Raw genomic sequence first — 15834 nt, 5'->3', positions numbered from 1 at the left:
TGAGCTATGAAGTTTTTTGAGGTATTCAGCTGTCTTTGAGAATAATATTAGTATCAAACCTGGATATGTAGTTACGTACCCACCAGGTAATCCTTACTCTAATACTCTAATTCTACGCTGATTTTAAATATATTTAAAGTTTTTTTATCACTCACTTAGGTGACTGCTTATCAGCCACTTACACAACAGCAAAATAAAACAAAGAAAGGATTTATATGCGTCTAGTGATACTATGTTTCGTATTACTTTTCGTTTCTTCTTGCGTAAAGCAACAGGAGGAAACTTCAGAAAAAACAGCGAAGACAGTGTCTATCTTCGAATACGCAAACATCGTGATGGATATTCCTCGTGAATGGCAGGAAATGACAACGCTTCACATCTTGGAGTTTGTAAATCCACAAAGTAAAGTAGAAATTGTAGGTCATTCATTTGGTAGAGTTGTTGATTCTGAACAGTTACAAAAAGTATACTTCGCAAAATTAAAAAAGCGCTTTACTTCTATGACCGAAGAAAAACAAATGGATTTGTGTGATGGAAAAATAAAGTTATTTTCTCTTAAGGGAACTCTCTTAAAAAGACCGTATGCAAAATCTAAAAGTTTTAATAAGTTTTATAACTATGCTGTTTTAAGTGCTGTAGTTTCTACATCAGGAGAAACATTAAATTTTTGGATCGACGGACCACAAAAAGAAATAGAGCAAGAACGAGCAAATTTCATGGCATTTTTAAATTCCTATCGTGAAGTTTCAGAAAAGACTAACTTGCATTTAGAAGCTACAAATCAGGACGAACTTGTTGAAGCAGCTTTGAAGGGAATGAAAACGTCAACTACTATAGTTGAAGGCGATAATGATGCTGTTGGCAATCGCTTTGATTTTGGTCCTTTTTCTTTAGCGGTTCCGAAAGAATGGCTTGAGATTGCGCCGCAAAAAGAAATGCGTGTGGCAGAATTTTCTCTTAAAGATAATAGTGAGTATACTGTAATTGCATTTAACTTTGGCCAAGTAGATTTCAATACAGAGGAAATTGTACAAAAAAATATTGATCGCTGGCGTAGCCAATTTGTTGAATTAAAAGAAGAAAAACGCATCTCCTTAGAGCAATCTAATTTAGCTCTAAGGTATTTTCGTGGTACTTTTTTCAAAAAAGAAAGTATGTTTTCGGAAGAAGGCAAAGAAATTGAGAACTTTTGTGTTTTAAATGCCGTCATTCCCTCTAGAGAAGGTCCTTTTTACTTTAGGTTAGAAGCGCCTCAGTCAGTAATTGACAAGCAATTGACAAATATGGTTTCTTTTCTTAATTCTCATCGCGCCAAAAAAGAAGTTGGTAGTTCAGAAGAAATTGACTTTGGAGAGTTTGCTTTAAGTGTTCCATCTTCGTGGGAAAAGATAGCTCCTTCATCAAATATGCGCAAAGCAGAGCTTCGTTTGCGTGATCATCCTGACCACACAGTCGTTGTGTTTCATTTTGGGAAAGATCAGTTTACTTCTTTGGACCAACGTACAAAAGAAAACTTTTCTCGTTGGAAAAAGCAGTTTGACAAAATAGACGCAGAAAAAGAAATCGAATTAACTGCGCCGAAATCTGCGCTTTTGTATTTAGAAGGTACTTTTTTTGTGAAACCGTTCCCTAAGGCCGATGGAAAAAAGACTCCTGGATATGTAGTATTAAATGCTCTTATTGATACAGTAAATGGGCCATATTTTTTCCGACTATCTGCTCCAAAAAAGATTGCTGATAATAATCTTGAAGACTTTAAAGTGTTCCTAAATTCATATCACCAGCATTCTCATGGTGACCATGATGATGAGCATCTTTTAAAAGAAGATGATGCTGATTTTGCCGATGTGCGCGAGCAAGCAGATGAACGCGAGCAAAAAGATGAGCAAGTAGTAGCTGGATCAAGCTCCACAGTAAAAATTAGTGGGTATTCCGTTACGGTTCCGGGTGCTTGGGAACAAGTTTCTCCAAAATCCAATATGCGTAAAGCCGAATTTCGATTGCGCGCGCATAACGAATACTCTATACCTGTTTTCCATTTTGGTGCAGATCAATTTTCTTCTTTTGAAGAAAGAGTGCAACAAAATGTACGCCGTTGGGAAGGGCAGTTTGAGAAGGTAGACAAAAAAGAAATGATAAAGTTAAGTAGTACAAAGGCTGCTCTACTTTATCTAAGCGGTACTTTTGTTGTCAAATCATCTCCTATGGCTCAAGGTGGTGAACCTACACCAAACTACGCAGCGCTTAATGGTGTAGTTGACACCAAAGAAGGGCCGTACTTTTTTCGTTTAGTAGCACCCAACAAAATTATTGATAAAGAACTAAATAACTTCAAAATGTTTTTGGAATCATTTAAGTAGTTGTAAATGCCATATATTTTAAATGTTGTTTATTTTATAGGTTTGATATTTGCTTTTCCTTTTATTTTGTATCGAATATTTGTACAAGGTAAAGATTGGCGAACACTTTTAGCGAGATTAGGTTTTTCAAAATATCCAGAGATTGATATCTGGATTCATGGAGTATCTGTAGGAGAAATAAAAGCGGCGCAGAGTCTGATAGCTTCTTTAAAAAGTATATATCCTGGAAAGCGCTTTTTTATTTCTTCTACATCAAGTAACGGTTTAAAAATTGCAAAAACTCTTTACCCTGAGGACACTGTTTCTTCTTTTCCTCTTGATTTTTCATGGTCTGTAAAGAGCTATTTACGAAAACTTTCTCCTAAACTGATAGTATTAGTAGAACTTGAGATTTGGCCTAATTTTTTATACTATGCTAAAAAATATAATAGTCGAGTGCTCCTAGTAAACGGTCGTTTTTCTGAAAGGTCTTGCAATCGTTACGCCTATTTAGGTAAGCTATTTCATAAAATGACCGGTAGTATTGATTATTTTTCGGTACAAAGTTCTCTGTATTCCTCACGTTTACAAAAACTAGGTATTGAAAAAGAACGCATTTCAATTACTGGAAATTTAAAATACGATGCTATTTCATTGCAGATTCCTAAAAGCGAAGAATTAGAAACTATAAAAGCTCAGTGTGGTATAAAGGAGCACCACTTACTCATCGTTTGTGGAAGCACTCATGATCCAGAAGAAAAAGCTCTTTTAAGTACATATAAAAAACTGACAAACGATTTTACTGATGTTCGCTTACTTATTGTACCACGTCACCCAGAAAGAAAAGAACGAGTTAGAACATATGCAAAAGAATTTGGTTTTGATCCGTATCTTTTAAGTGACCTTAATCAAAAGAGTGAGTTAACTATAAACGAAGTGATTGTTGGTGACACTATGGGGCAATTAGTTAGTTTATATGGATTAGCCAATGTAGTATTTGTCGGTGGAAGTTTAATTCAGCATGGGGGACAAAATTTTATAGAACCTGCGGTTCAAAAAAAAGCGGTTATTTGTGGACCCAACATGCAAAATTTTCCTGATGTCAAGTTATTTGTAGAAAAAAAAATTATATTGCAGATAAAATGTGAAGAAGAACTATACAAAGCCCTGTGGGATTTGCTAAAATCTCCTTCAAGAATTACAGATATAGGAAATCAAGCTGCTCTACAAGTAGAACAACTGCAAGGTAGTGTAGAGAAAAACTTGGTTTTTTGTAGAAAATTGTTAGATTTGTAAGAAAGCTAAAGGAATGACTAAATATCTTTTTACATCCGAGTGTGTAACTATGGGACATCCTGATAAAGTCGCAGACCAAGTATCAGATGCCATATTAGATGCTCTTTTAGAACAAGATCCAAATTCACGTGTTGCTTGTGAAACAATGGTTACTACAGGTTTAGTAGTAATCGCTGGAGAAATTACTACTAAAGCGCAAATCAATTATCAAGAGGTTGTACGCAAAACAATTCAAGATATTGGTTATACCGATCCTAATATTGGTTTCGATTACAAAGGCTGTGGAGTAATGGTAACGCTTGATAAGCAATCTCCTGACATTGCAGCTGGTGTAGACGAAAGTAGCGACAAAGAGCAAGGTGCTGGTGACCAAGGTATGATGTTTGGTTACGCGTGTAAAGAAACAGCCGAGCTTATGCCGTTACCTATTAGTTTGTCGCGTAAACTAGCAAATAAACTAGCAGCTGTAAGACAAAGCGATGAATTATCTTATTTGAGACCAGACGGTAAAACTCAGGTAACTATTAATTACGAAGATGGTAAACCTATTTCCGTTGCCACAATTGTAATTTCTACGCAACATGCAAAAGGGGTGTCACAAGAACAGTTACGCAAAGATATGATTGAAAAGGTAATTCAACCAACAATTCCGAGCGAGTTGTTAACAGATAAAACGGTTTATCACATTAATCCTACAGGAATTTTTGAAGTAGGTGGTCCTCACGGTGATTGTGGTCTTACAGGGCGCAAAATTATTGTGGATACGTACGGTGGGATGGGGCGTCATGGCGGTGGAGCTTTTTCAGGAAAAGACGCATCTAAAGTAGATCGTTCGGCGGCTTACATGGCAAGATATGTTGCAAAGAATATTGTTGCAGCAGACCTTGCAGATCGCTGTGAAGTACAGTTAGCGTATGCAATTGGAGTTGCAGCTCCTGTTTCCATTAAAGTAGATACTTTTGGCACAGGTAAAGTAGCAGAAGAAAAATTGACATCTCTTATCGAACAAAATTTTTCTCTCAAACCAAAAGATATTGTTGAAAATCTTGGTTTACGTAGTCCTATATTTTTGCATACAGCGAAATATGGACATTTTGGTGGCGATTCTGAAAAGCTACCTTGGGAAAGAACCGATAAAGTTGATAGTTTAAAAAATGGTTAGAAGTTTGTGTAGAGTTGTACAAAAATTTGTAGGTACTTTGGTCTAGAAAAAAGTAACAAAATCCTCGCAGGTTTAGTTATAACTGAACTGAGAATATTTTGATACTTTGAGTGACAGATTATAGGAAATACAAATTTATAGCCAATTTTATGACAGATATGTTTTGTAGAAAGGAAATCGTAATGCCTAAAACAAGTAGACGTCGCAAGCGTATTAGCAAAGCAAACCATGGCGCGAGACCTGGTTGTGGTAGTGGTAAAAAGAGACTACGCGGTGCAGGCAAAAAAGGAAGCTAGTATTCCATAGAGTAAGTTATAAATGTTTAGCTTAGTTTTCATTTTTTAAGCTCTCGAAGCATGTAGCTCAAAAACTTAATACATAACGCTAAACAAATTAAAACCAAATTTATAGAGTACTTGTAAGCTTACTATGTGGTGGCTCAGTGTAGTCACCACACACCTAGAAAGTTTGTTGTGTGATTTTAGATGGGGAAAAAATGAAATCAAAAGAAAAAGATCCTTTTCAATTTTTTGATGATCAATCCATCACTCCCGTGAAAGAAAAGTCAAACGAAAATATACAAAAGCAACGCGAAAAATTTCAGGAACTGTCGCAGGAAGCTAGTTTAACCACTGAAATTAAAAGAGAACTTGAGGATACAAGATTACGTCGCAATAAAATTAAACAAATGTGCGAGACAAATGATATTGGTTTGACGGCAAAAATCAGGATGGGGATTGAGGGAGCGCAAGAAGACGAAGAAGAAAACATAGCAGATAAATATAGCTATGGATATGAAGAAGATAAGAACGATTCATCTAGAGATTCTCGTAGCGTTTGGACTAATTATATTAGCCCAACAGCTCAGATAAAGAAAAATTTAGCCAAAAAGTGGGAATCAGGTGAAGAACTAGGATTAACAGAGAAGATAGCACGTAGCTTACTTGTAAACAAGAATGAGGATGATGGAAAAGTTACTGTTGAAACAAGTGTTTTTTGGGATTTGTGTATTTTAGTTTCAGGTGTTGGAGCAACAGTAGGTTTAGCTTTTGCTGTTATATCTCTACTATAACTTAATGTAATTTTTTTGATGTAGATATGTTTATTTGTGTATTACCAATTTGGAAATATTGATCAAAAGGAATGATAAACGACATTTTCGAACCTTGTATTGCCATACCACTTGTTATTTCGCATGAGCTATCTGCAAATATTATTGTCCCATGAGTGCTTCCTAAGTCTTGTATAAAAGACTTCTTTAGCTCTTTGTCCATATAAACTTGTAAATGTTTTCTAGAAATACAATTGTCGTTTTCTATAACTATATAATATTCTGGTATTTGTTCTTCAGAAAAAAAATTCTGGTAAATTGTTGCCACATCAGTTTTCTTGATAAATTTCTTATCTTCAATATCTAGTATTCTTCCGATCAAAACTCGGCAAGGCGCATAAATGTTTACCATAGTTGTTAAGGATGATTTGAAGTTGTATAATTTTAATTGACTTGCATAACTAAAACGATTTTTGACTTTTGTTGTCACTATACGTGTTGTGTTTTGTGTTGCCAGTCTTTTTATAATAATATCAATAACTTCTGAAAATTCTTTAAATGTTTGGTAGCGTTTTTTTTTGTCTAAAGCTAAACCATATGTAAGAAATTCTTTTATAAGAATCATATTACTTTCAGATAAGTTACACAACATTTTTGAAGGTAAGAACTTTATTTCTGATGAAGGTAATCTTCCAACTGCTAGACTATAAAAAATTTGCACAATTAAATAAATTAATCGCTGCGAAGAACTTCGCCAACCATCTTCATCCTTCTCTGGTGGAGATAATTTTTCTTCTTCCTCATCTATTGTTTGATGTTGCGTATCGATAAAAAAATCAGTATCTTCAAAGTATATGCAAGATATAGCATGAGGTATATTTTTATAGTCCTTGCCTGGAAGAGCCTCTACACTCTCACTTAATCTTTTTGCAAAAACAATGGCTATTTTTATGTCAATTACTTGTGTGTTTTTGAATAGTGGTTCATAGTTGTCTTGCTTTTCTACGAAAAATATAGCCATTTTGCGTTCCAATTCGAAATTATTATTCTGAAAAGTTTCGCTACCAAACTAATCAGGTTACGGTTTTATTTACTTTTGCTTTACTGTTTTGTAAGTTGTGGATATTTATTAAGGGGCTGCTTCTTTGACGATAAAAAAACCGTCATTTCCTTGTCCTTGATATAAAGGAAATAAGATTCTACCTGAAAGAGGGGCTTTTATAGAACCGTTAATATCATTCGCTAGTGTTTCACCTTTTTCGATTTCTTGAAAGGTTCGGTACCCTGGAAGCATTGTAAATTTGTCATCTTCTTCTATGTGATGATGATAATGTACAGTGAGGTATTTCGGAAGACCATTACAAGATTTCATGAGTATTTTTTGCCATTTTTCTAACTCAGAGTTGTCTTTTTGAATTAAACCTAGATTGTTGAGCATAATCCACAAAAACGCAGAGGAGTTATCAATAGAGTCAAAAGCTCGGTTCTGCCCTGCTTCATAAGCAATAATTGTATGGCCAAGAGAATACACATAATAAATAAAAGTACCTTGAAGTTTTTTAGCTAAACCAAGAATATTCGGCACGTGTAAATTGGACACAAGTTGTTTGCTCTTTGGTTCATCAGCTATTAATGTAAATGGAGCTCCTTCGGCTGAAGTGGTATGTAAATCAAAAAATATTATTTGGCGGTTTTTATCTTTAAGAAACTCGTCTAATATCTCAATTATTTCTTTTTGTTCTTTTTCTTCTGGACAGACTATATCTTCGAAAGCTGTTTCTCTGGTTTTTTTTACATTGTCCATATACCATATACGGTTTAGGTCTTTATTTATATATCTTTTTTTTAATGAGAGAGCTTGTAAATGTCCAGCTATGGCGATAAACTCCCCGTTAAAATCTGTCTCTTTTAACTGCTTAGCAAATTTTTCTAAAGCAAGAACACCTGCTGGTTCATTGCCATGAAGACCCGACATTGCAATAACCACTGGGCCTTCTTTTTTTCCTTTGACGTGAACTAATACTCTATCGAATTTTTTTGAAGCGTCGTATTCTATTTTCTTGTTCATTAAAACTTAATCCCGTAATATTTGTTCTAAAAGTTGACCAGCTACGTTTACAAAATCTCTTTCTGTTACTACACCAAGTGGTTGTTTTCCCTTAACAACAGGCAAAAATGAAATTCGATTTTTTCGAAGTAATTCAATTGCCTTTAGAGTTGAAGTTTCAGGTGAAACAGTGATAAGACTTTTTTGCATGATGGAACTGACAGCGGAAGAATATATGTCTATTTTACTTTCATGACGTCCAAACAAACGAAGTATTCTTCTGTATGAAACAATTCCAACTACATTGCCTTCGTCGTTTTCTACAATGACGTGTCTAATATGGTTCCAATCCATTAGATTTGCAACCAGCTCAATGAGTTCATCTTCGTGTACAGTAAATATGTTAGTTGTCATAAATTGCCCAACAGTCATATAGTTATTTTTCCATTTACCAGCATCTTCGATACTTGCTAAAGGCCATTCATGAACAGGTTGTCCCGTTTTTTGGTTTTTAACCGTTGCAGAAGTTACTGCTGCAAGTACTTGGTCGGGAGTCCCCTGACTTTGAAGTTTATTTCGCGAAGCAAGTAGCCATTCTGCGCCGTTTGTTCCTTTTGTTACTCTTTTTTCTATAACTCCGAGATAGCGATCTATATCACTAGCGTCTATCCCATATTTTTCTAAACCGCGCTTTGCAAGAGGTATAAGTTGATCGCATATGAGTTTTTGAGCAGGAATGACTTTTCCTTCGATCCAAGTGAATTGAGCATCTAGCCCTAAGCGCGAGGCAGCAAGGAAATTTGCTTTCGCATCATCAAAATCCATTACTTCTGTAATGTCATCGTAAATATCACTCAGGCCACTCATCAAACCGAAAAACAATGCGGAGTTAGCCATTTCATCTAAAACAGTTGGCCCTGAAGGAATTACTCTGTTTTCTATACGAAGATGAGGTTTTCCGCTGTCACTAATACCATAACAAGGACGATTCCAACGATAGATTGTACCATTGTGTAACATAAGTGCTTTCAAGCGCGGTGGAATACCTTGTGCTAGTTTTTCAAAAGGTTTCTCTTTCCCTATATCTTCTGCGCCTAGAAGTACCCTAAAACGGGCTATATTATCTTTAAATATTTCGAGTATTGATGATTGGAGCCAATTGTCGCCAAAACTAACGCGCGATGTGCGATTATTTAATTCTAATCCAGGGTTCCTTGTGTCTACAGCTTGTTGGAAAACAGCAATTCTTGTTTCTTTCCACAGTCTACGTCCGAATAACATCGGAGAATTTGTTGCTGCTGCTAGGACTGGTGCGGTAATGGTTTGAGCGAAATTGTATAGTTTTGCAAATTCATTAGGGCTTACCTGAAAGTGGACTTGAAAACTAGTGTTGCATGCTTCAAGCATGATAGAATCATGGCGAACAATTAATTCGTCTTTTCCTCGCATTTGGAATTGATATTCACTTTTACGCAAACGATTCATTGCGTCGTTTAGTGCAAAATATCGCGGATTTTGCGTCATATTTTCTAGACCAAGGTCTGATTTTCTTAGTGTAGGCAATATACCCGTCATAATAAATTCCGTGTCTATTGCGCTTGTCACTCCCCTAAGATGATCAAGAAGACCGTTAAGTTGCTGTTCCATTTTTCGCAGGCAATCGCCACCAAATACAACAGGATCTAAGTTTGCTTCTATGTTAAATTTCGCGAGCTCGGTTGTGAAATGCTCATCTTCTACTGCTTGTAGTATTTTTTCTGCTACAGGTGCTGGCCGCCAAGCGTTATCAACTAAAAAAAGTTCTTGCTCAGCACCAATTCTACGAATATTGGTCTCAAAAAAATCAGGAGTACTTAGCATTTCTTCTAATGCTCTAAGGTCTTCTAACACATGCTTCATAAAATGGCGCAATTGTTTGGGATCGTTTTCGTTGCGAACATTTTGCTCACCCATTTTTTACCTCACCTATTTTTTATAAAATTTGTAAAAGGAGAATGAGAAACAACTGGTTGCTTTTTAGGTATATGGAATATGTTCCTTTTACTTGACCTTTATGCATCAGTGTTATTTCTTATTTATAGAAATAGACTATGCGCATTCAAAATGCCTAACTGATGGATAAAGTACCAGCGTAAAATTAAGTATATTATTTATTTCCACACACCTTAGTACATACAAATCAAAAGTTTTACACATTCTAACTTGTACTTTTGAATGTTTGTGTCGTTACTTTTTAGTTATAGTACTACAACTGAACACTCAAATTATCTGTGTCATAATGAGAAATAGTTTATGAACCAATGTACTTAGTTTTTAGCAGAAGGGTTGACTCTCTTTTTAAATTCTTGTTGGATAAACTTTTGCAGTTCTGGTATTGCTGTTTTTTGGCGTTGCTCTAGCCATGAAGTTTTTTGTTGTTTTAGTATAATTTTTATTGTTGAGGTACAAACAACTAGATTGATTCCATCTACTTCTCTTGTTAAATGCTTATATTTTACTAACATTGCTAAAGCGTCTTCACCTTTTTTTATTAGTTTTCTTGCCGCTTGAGTATATTCAAAAAAATTAGATGATGTTAATGAAATAATAAGTTCGTATATTTCTTTATTATCCTCTTTTTCTGGATATGCATATACTCCGGCTACCTGGATGTCTTTTTTTGGTGCAAGACAGCTAGTTGCAAAAGTAAGTATAAAAAAAAGTATGTATAAATTTTTTGTAATCATAACAAACTAAGACGCTCCATATCTTAGGAATTTACCAAATTTTACAAGGAAATAAGTTCCGTTAACAGTTTTTCTAGTTGTGTTGTTGATATTGGTTTTGACAAAAAGTGACATAATTCGTTTTGTGGAATATTCTTAATTTCTTGTGCGCATAAATCGTATGGAGTAAGAATGACGACTGGAATATCTTCTGCCATTTCAAAAAAAATGCGGAGTTCGCTGTATAAACAGCTAATAGAATTCAAATCTAAAACCACAACATCCGCTTGCCCAAACCTTATCTTCTCAACTAATTCTTCTGTTTTTTGCAGTAGAGTGAGATTAAAGTTGTGGTTGTTTAAAAGTCTGTGTAGTGCATTTCCAGAACCTTTATCTGAACTATAAAGAAGTAGTTGGCTCACTATAAATTTACTCCAGTACACAAATTATGTTAATCTTACTCCAACACAAAATTATGGGAATCATAACTTGACTTTTGCTAGCGCATTGTTATAGAATTTCACTACAACATATCGTTTATTATAATCTTAATAAATTTAAACGAAAATGTACTGTATTAGTCAAAAAAATTCATCAAACGTATACAATCTATAGAATGCATCAATCTAGACAATAAGGCAAAATATTTTTAAAACATAAAATTATGTTTGTTTTGTTTTGTATCTATTTTTTTAATTGAGCTAGGCATTTAGGATAATACAGAAAAGATTTTGAAATTTGATGAACAATCATCTCTAAATTTAAAAATATTGCAATATTTTTTTAGATAAAACTCACAATATATTTTAGTACTTATTATACATAATGTTGACAAAAACACACGAAAAATATTTGAAGCAACTACACCAAAAAAAATACCGCAAAATTTCTCAAGAATTTCTTGTTGAAGGTATAAGAATTTGTGAAGAAGTTATTACTTCAAATTACAAAATAGAACAAGCTTATTTTTCAGACGAGCTTTTAAAAAACACTCGTGGAAAAAAACTAGCAAGCAAAATAATAGAAGAAGGTATCCCTACTATTACTCTTGCACAGAATAAAATATCCAAACTATGTACAACAAAGACACCATCACCTATTATCATACGTGCTAAGCAAAAAAAGCATGCACTTGATTCTTTATGTGGAAGTAAATTTGTTGTGTTAGAAAATGTCGCAGATCCAGGAAATGTAGGTACAATTATTAGAACAGCAGAGGCCTTTAACTGGGACGCCGTTATTCTTATCGGAGAAAGCGTTGAAGTCTATAATCCTAAAACTGTTCGTTCAACTATGGGGTCATTATTTCGCCAATCGGTTTTTTATTCATCTACGGCTGATGTTTTGTCCTGTTTTGAGGACATAGGTGTATCCTATATAGTCACCTGTGTTGATAATGGCTTAAATCCTCGCTCTATAAATGTTCCTTGCAAACGAGCTGTATTTTTAGGAAGCGAAGCGCATGGGGTTAGTTCTATTATCGAGAAAAGAGCTCACCACAAAGTGAAAATACCAACGCAAAACGTCGAGTCTCTAAACATTGCTATTGCAGGAGGAATACTGTTATACTTGTATTGTTAGTTTTTGAGGTAAAAAGAATTTTCAAACAAATATAAATTATTTACAGTCTTAAATAGAGTGTGCTCCTATTTAGGTTTTACAAAATTCAGGTACTTCAAATAGTGACAAAGTTTTGAAAATGTGCGATTTTATTAGACTATTTTTAAAACAACAACTTGGTATCTGTAGACTCTTATTTATAGGGATATAAACAGGAAATGTTTTGAGATTTTTAAATATAATCTTGAATTTTTCTTAAAATTTGGAACTATTTTTGCTGTAACAAGGTTGTCGGACGAATTACTTTTGGAAATTACAGTAGAAATTTTAGCTTAGCTGTAGTTAGATAACCAATTGTAGTGTTAGAATCTAATCAATGTCTTGATTTTGTTAGGTTCTATTGAGGACGGCGAAAATAATGAATTCTTTTAGCGATCAGTGTTATTTCTCAATAACTTTATGTATCTAAAAGAATACTCAACCTATATTAAAATAGACTAGCATTATTTTCCGCCATATTCTTAAAAGCGCGCCGCTCAAGATAGATTCGAGGTAAAACAGGTTAAGTTCACAGATATTATGTGGCAACCTCCCCCGCTATTAAACATGGGGTATCCTTGTTACAACACGATGAAAGGATGTAATATGAAGCACCTGGTAATTGCAATCGTTGCAACATTCGTATTGACAGGTTGCTATCTCAACTCTACTAACAACGCAGCAACAACGCAAAAAAATATGTCAAGAGTAAATGAACACGAATTGGGCAAAATATCGTACGCAAAACGCGATTATTCGCGCGCTGTACAGTATCAAACTCAGTGGCTTATCAAATACCCTGACGATGCACATGCTTATGTTGAAAGAGGGTTGGTATATAGTAAATTAGATAAGAGCGAATCAGCAATTTCTGATTTTGCCAAGGCAGCAGAATTACTGCCTAATGCTTTAAAACCTCGTATCTATGAATGTGCTGAACTCTCTAAAGTAGGAAGAGGAAGCGAATCGCGGAGTAAGTTAGAAGAGATTATGGCTGATGCCAATTTTTCAAGAATTTCGCCATACGAAAAATTTTTAGCGTATTCTTTGGATGGACAATTTAAGATAAAAGCTGGTACACACGGTGAGGCTTTGCCATCTTTGAATAATGCTATAAGAACCTTTAATAGCAATGCTCATGTATTTGTTGCTAAGAACAGCCCCTTTATAAATCGCTTAGTTGTGTATAATCGCGCTGTCGTATATAACAAAATGGGAGATTACGCCCAAGCTGCTAACGATATGGAGTCATTTGTAAGAATAAGCCAGAAGGCAAATCTGCGACTTGGCTCAAAAGATTATGCTCGTCTTGCTATTGCTTACTATTTAGCAGAAGAATACGATAAGTGTAGAACTATTCTAAAGTATGTTTCGCCTCAAGACAGAGAAATGTTATACAACACTTTAGAAGATGATATGTTTTTAGAAAGCAAGTAGGATTTTTATATTGAAATTGGGAATGAAACATTTCCCGTAATTCGGTACTTTAAGCATTAGCTTTGTTACTTTTGAAGTTCATAACAATGTTATACTTTCAAAGCTATTGCCTAAAACAATTTGAATTTTACAAAAATCTAAATTAGGGACACGCCCTGAATATTTGCAAATTGAATTAAGTTAACTACGAAACTAAGGAGTTTAAAATGCGGTATTTGTTGAATGTATGTGCGCTTATTCTTCTATGCCTCTGCTTTATCCCTGCATTTGCTCAAGAAGATACGATCCAAGAAAGATTGGAACGTAAGAAAAGAAATTTTGAGAAAGATAAAGCCCTAGGAGAGTTGGGTAAGGTCCGATCTGGGGTAATTCCTAAAAAATGGTCTATCAAAAAAGAAGTGGAAACTATTGAGAAATCTTTAGATAGCTATGATCCACTTATCGAATCTCTTGAAGAAGCAAATAGTGATCTTAAAAATGATTTGGCGAACTATCTAAAAAATCCAAACAATAAAGTTCTTGCAGCCAAAATTACTCATAAAATGTCAAAATATGCGAAAAAAATAGTGTGGAACGTTGATAAAATAACAAGTTCTCAAGACGTTTTACTATCTGTTTTTACGGAATTAAATCGCAAGCTCAATAAATTTAATCGCGAATTGTTATATAAAAACAACGATTTAAAAGATCAAGTAAAGCGTCATAAGAGTGAAGAAAAGAAGTTAAACAACCAACTCATTCGTCTAAGTAAAAAAATCAAATCTACGGATGATCCTGCCGAAAAAGATAAACTCACTCGTAAATTTCGCAGCACTTATCGTAAATTCAATATAAATGCTCGTTACAAACAAGGACTTTCTCGCAATCAGGAAAACTACGAAGCTTTAACAAAAAATCTTGGGTCTTTAGTGAAGATGTTTTCTATTCTTCATCAATCCTTTAGCTCGTTGATTGAGAACCTAGAGGCAGAAAAAAATTATTTGTTAGATAATATACGTTTGCAAGCAGATTCTTTACACGTGCAAAGATTGGTACACGAAGGAATTACCGATGGTAGTCGCGCTGTTGTAAATGTGACAAGAAAACTAGCGACTTTGTATGCTCAAGTCGAAGGATTTGCTAAAGTACACGAAAAGATTAATCGCGATATGTCAAGATTTTCTGACACTAGCAGAATATTAAATGTTGTTGTTGATGAACTTGAGAGAGCTCCTTTTCAAGCCAATCAACCTTTAGTTGATGCAATTGATCATTTTGCAGAACAAGAAGAAGACGATGATGATGATGATGAGGAGAATGAATAATGAAAAATTATTTTTTAATGATGTTGCTAGTTTTCTTTGTAAGTACTAGTTCATGGGCGCAAGAAGAAGATCTTTCCGATGTTTTTGAAGAAGTAGGTTCTGAAGAAGGCACAGTCGAAATGGAAGAAAGTCTAGATCTTGACGAGCCAGAAATGATGGAAGAAAAACGCGAAGTAATGGACGAGAAGCATTTTGAAGAACAAAAAAACATCCGTGAATTTGCAGAAACGCTAGACACCCCTAAAAAGTCAGCTCTTGATTCTTTACCTCAGGTTAATGAAGAGGAAAGTAAAGAAATTAGCCGTCTTTTTGAAAAAGCAGCGAAAAACTATAATGATATTTTAGACAATCGCCCTGAAGCAGAGATGCGAACTAACGAAAAACGTTTAAATGCAAACAAAGGACTGCTAAAACAAAATCGCGATAAACTTGCGACAAGCCAAAGTGATCTTCGCCGTGTAAAGTTGGCTTATATCAAGCGATTCTTAATACTAAAAAATTCATATAAAAGAGGTGCGTTTACTAAGGCAACTTATGATTTAGAGCTAGCTAAATTAGCAAAATCATATGAATTTAAAGTTCGCTCTTTAATTGATGATACTACCTTCTACAAAGGTGAAACAAAACAAACTAAAGAAAGAGTAAAGGCTCTTGACGAACTAAATCGCATTAATCGCATTATGAACCCTAAAAAAGCAGCAAAAAGTCAAAAAAAGAAAAACAAAAAGCCACTTACTGAGCTTGAAAAAATGATGAAAAAAGTTCAATCTACAGGCGATTGGTATGATGTAAAAGATGTATGGGATGCCCCAGATCGTAATTAATATAGTAGTTTAAACTATTGTAGCTCCTTATTTCGGAAATTAGAGCGTACTGTATCTTACCAAAACTGGT

The 15834-nt window shown here is 34.6% G+C and carries 13 protein-coding genes; 8 read left to right on the top strand and 5 right to left on the bottom strand.

All coding sequences use genetic code 11. From position 1 onward, the window contains the following. Nucleotides 1-215 precede the first annotated feature (215 nt). The 4 genes from UABHE_RS27935 (at nt 216) to UABHE_RS27920 (ending at nt 5869) form a co-directional block, all read left to right on the top strand. Complete coding sequence (locus UABHE_RS27935; protein ID WP_372366611.1) at nt 216-2360, top strand: hypothetical protein; 2145 nt, start codon at nt 216-218, stop codon at nt 2358-2360. A gap of 6 nt (nt 2361-2366) precedes the next feature. After that, nucleotides 2367-3635 carry a 3-deoxy-D-manno-octulosonic acid transferase gene (locus UABHE_RS27930; protein ID WP_372366610.1) on the top strand — a complete coding sequence of 423 codons (1269 nt, stop codon included), beginning with the start codon at nt 2367-2369 and terminating at the stop codon, nt 3633-3635. A gap of 13 nt (nt 3636-3648) precedes the next feature. After that, entirely contained in the window at nt 3649-4797 is a 1149-nt protein-coding gene (metK, locus tag UABHE_RS27925; protein WP_372366609.1) for a methionine adenosyltransferase, read from the top strand. A gap of 496 nt (nt 4798-5293) precedes the next feature. Continuing rightward, entirely contained in the window at nt 5294-5869 is a 576-nt protein-coding gene (locus UABHE_RS27920; RefSeq protein WP_372366608.1) for a hypothetical protein, read from the top strand. Nucleotide 5870: 1 nt separating this feature from the next. Here the strand turns inward: UABHE_RS27920 and UABHE_RS27915 are convergent, their stop codons facing one another. The 5 genes from UABHE_RS27915 to UABHE_RS27895 all read right to left on the bottom strand — a co-directional run bounded on the left by UABHE_RS27915 (nt 5871) and on the right by UABHE_RS27895 (nt 11022). Next, nucleotides 5871-6869, bottom strand: coding sequence for an FHA domain-containing protein (locus UABHE_RS27915; protein ID WP_372366607.1), 999 nt, complete (start codon nt 6867-6869; stop codon nt 5871-5873). Nucleotides 6870-6977: 108 nt separating this feature from the next. Continuing rightward, the gene (locus tag UABHE_RS27910; protein ID WP_372366606.1) at nt 6978-7916 is read right to left on the bottom strand and encodes a succinylglutamate desuccinylase/aspartoacylase family protein; all 939 of its coding nucleotides are present in this window, start codon (nt 7914-7916) and stop codon (nt 6978-6980) included. A 6-nt stretch (nt 7917-7922) separates the two neighbouring features. After that, a complete protein-coding gene (locus tag UABHE_RS27905; RefSeq protein ID WP_372366605.1) occupies nt 7923-9848 on the bottom strand; it encodes a CBS domain-containing protein in 1926 nt (641 codons plus the stop codon). A 353-nt stretch (nt 9849-10201) separates the two neighbouring features. Then, nucleotides 10202-10621 carry a hypothetical protein gene (locus UABHE_RS27900; RefSeq protein WP_372366604.1) on the bottom strand — a complete coding sequence of 140 codons (420 nt, stop codon included), beginning with the start codon at nt 10619-10621 and terminating at the stop codon, nt 10202-10204. Between the two features lie 41 nt (nt 10622-10662). Next, a complete protein-coding gene (locus UABHE_RS27895; protein ID WP_372366603.1) occupies nt 10663-11022 on the bottom strand; it encodes a hypothetical protein in 360 nt (119 codons plus the stop codon). Nucleotides 11023-11452: 430 nt separating this feature from the next. On the opposite strand from UABHE_RS27895, the gene UABHE_RS27890 reads away from it, so the two are divergent. The 4 genes from UABHE_RS27890 to UABHE_RS27875 all read left to right on the top strand — a co-directional run bounded on the left by UABHE_RS27890 (nt 11453) and on the right by UABHE_RS27875 (nt 15764). Further along, nucleotides 11453-12181: a TrmH family RNA methyltransferase gene (locus UABHE_RS27890; RefSeq protein ID WP_372366602.1), complete on the top strand. Its 729-nt coding sequence runs from the start codon at nt 11453-11455 to the stop codon at nt 12179-12181. Nucleotides 12182-12805: 624 nt separating this feature from the next. Beyond that, nucleotides 12806-13636, top strand: coding sequence for a tetratricopeptide repeat protein (locus UABHE_RS27885; RefSeq protein WP_372366601.1), 831 nt, complete (start codon nt 12806-12808; stop codon nt 13634-13636). 206 nt (nt 13637-13842) lie between these two features. After that, nucleotides 13843-14940: a hypothetical protein gene (locus UABHE_RS27880; protein WP_372366600.1), complete on the top strand. Its 1098-nt coding sequence runs from the start codon at nt 13843-13845 to the stop codon at nt 14938-14940. Continuing rightward, entirely contained in the window at nt 14940-15764 is an 825-nt protein-coding gene (locus UABHE_RS27875) for a hypothetical protein (protein WP_372366599.1), read from the top strand. The genes UABHE_RS27880 and UABHE_RS27875 overlap by 1 nt, the downstream gene beginning before the upstream one ends. Nucleotides 15765-15834: the final 70 nt, after the last annotated feature.

The organism is Candidatus Uabimicrobium helgolandensis, from assembly GCF_041508025.1.
Taxonomy (GTDB): domain Bacteria; phylum Planctomycetota; class Uabimicrobiia; order Uabimicrobiales; family Uabimicrobiaceae; genus Uabimicrobium; species Uabimicrobium helgolandensis.
The sequence above is the reverse complement of the archived record's forward strand: the minus strand, read 5'-3'. Positions and strand labels throughout refer to the sequence as shown.

Excerpts from the sequence above, each read along its gene's own strand:
- UABHE_RS27935 (WP_372366611.1), top strand. The coding sequence starts at position 216 with ATGCGTCTAGTGATACTATGTTTCGTATTACTTTTCGTTTCTTCTTGC.
- UABHE_RS27930 (WP_372366610.1), top strand. The coding sequence starts at position 2,367 with ATGCCATATATTTTAAATGTTGTTTATTTTATAGGTTTGATATTTGCT.
- metK (WP_372366609.1), top strand. The coding sequence starts at position 3,649 with ATGACTAAATATCTTTTTACATCCGAGTGTGTAACTATGGGACATCCT.
- UABHE_RS27920 (WP_372366608.1), top strand. The coding sequence starts at position 5,294 with ATGAAATCAAAAGAAAAAGATCCTTTTCAATTTTTTGATGATCAATCC.
- UABHE_RS27915 (WP_372366607.1), bottom strand. The coding sequence starts at position 6,869 with ATGGCTATATTTTTCGTAGAAAAGCAAGACAACTATGAACCACTATTC.
- UABHE_RS27910 (WP_372366606.1), bottom strand. The coding sequence starts at position 7,916 with ATGAACAAGAAAATAGAATACGACGCTTCAAAAAAATTCGATAGAGTA.
- UABHE_RS27905 (WP_372366605.1), bottom strand. The coding sequence starts at position 9,848 with ATGGGTGAGCAAAATGTTCGCAACGAAAACGATCCCAAACAATTGCGC.
- UABHE_RS27900 (WP_372366604.1), bottom strand. The coding sequence starts at position 10,621 with ATGATTACAAAAAATTTATACATACTTTTTTTTATACTTACTTTTGCA.
- UABHE_RS27885 (WP_372366601.1), top strand. The coding sequence starts at position 12,806 with ATGAAGCACCTGGTAATTGCAATCGTTGCAACATTCGTATTGACAGGT.
- UABHE_RS27880 (WP_372366600.1), top strand. The coding sequence starts at position 13,843 with ATGCGGTATTTGTTGAATGTATGTGCGCTTATTCTTCTATGCCTCTGC.
- UABHE_RS27875 (WP_372366599.1), top strand. The coding sequence starts at position 14,940 with ATGAAAAATTATTTTTTAATGATGTTGCTAGTTTTCTTTGTAAGTACT.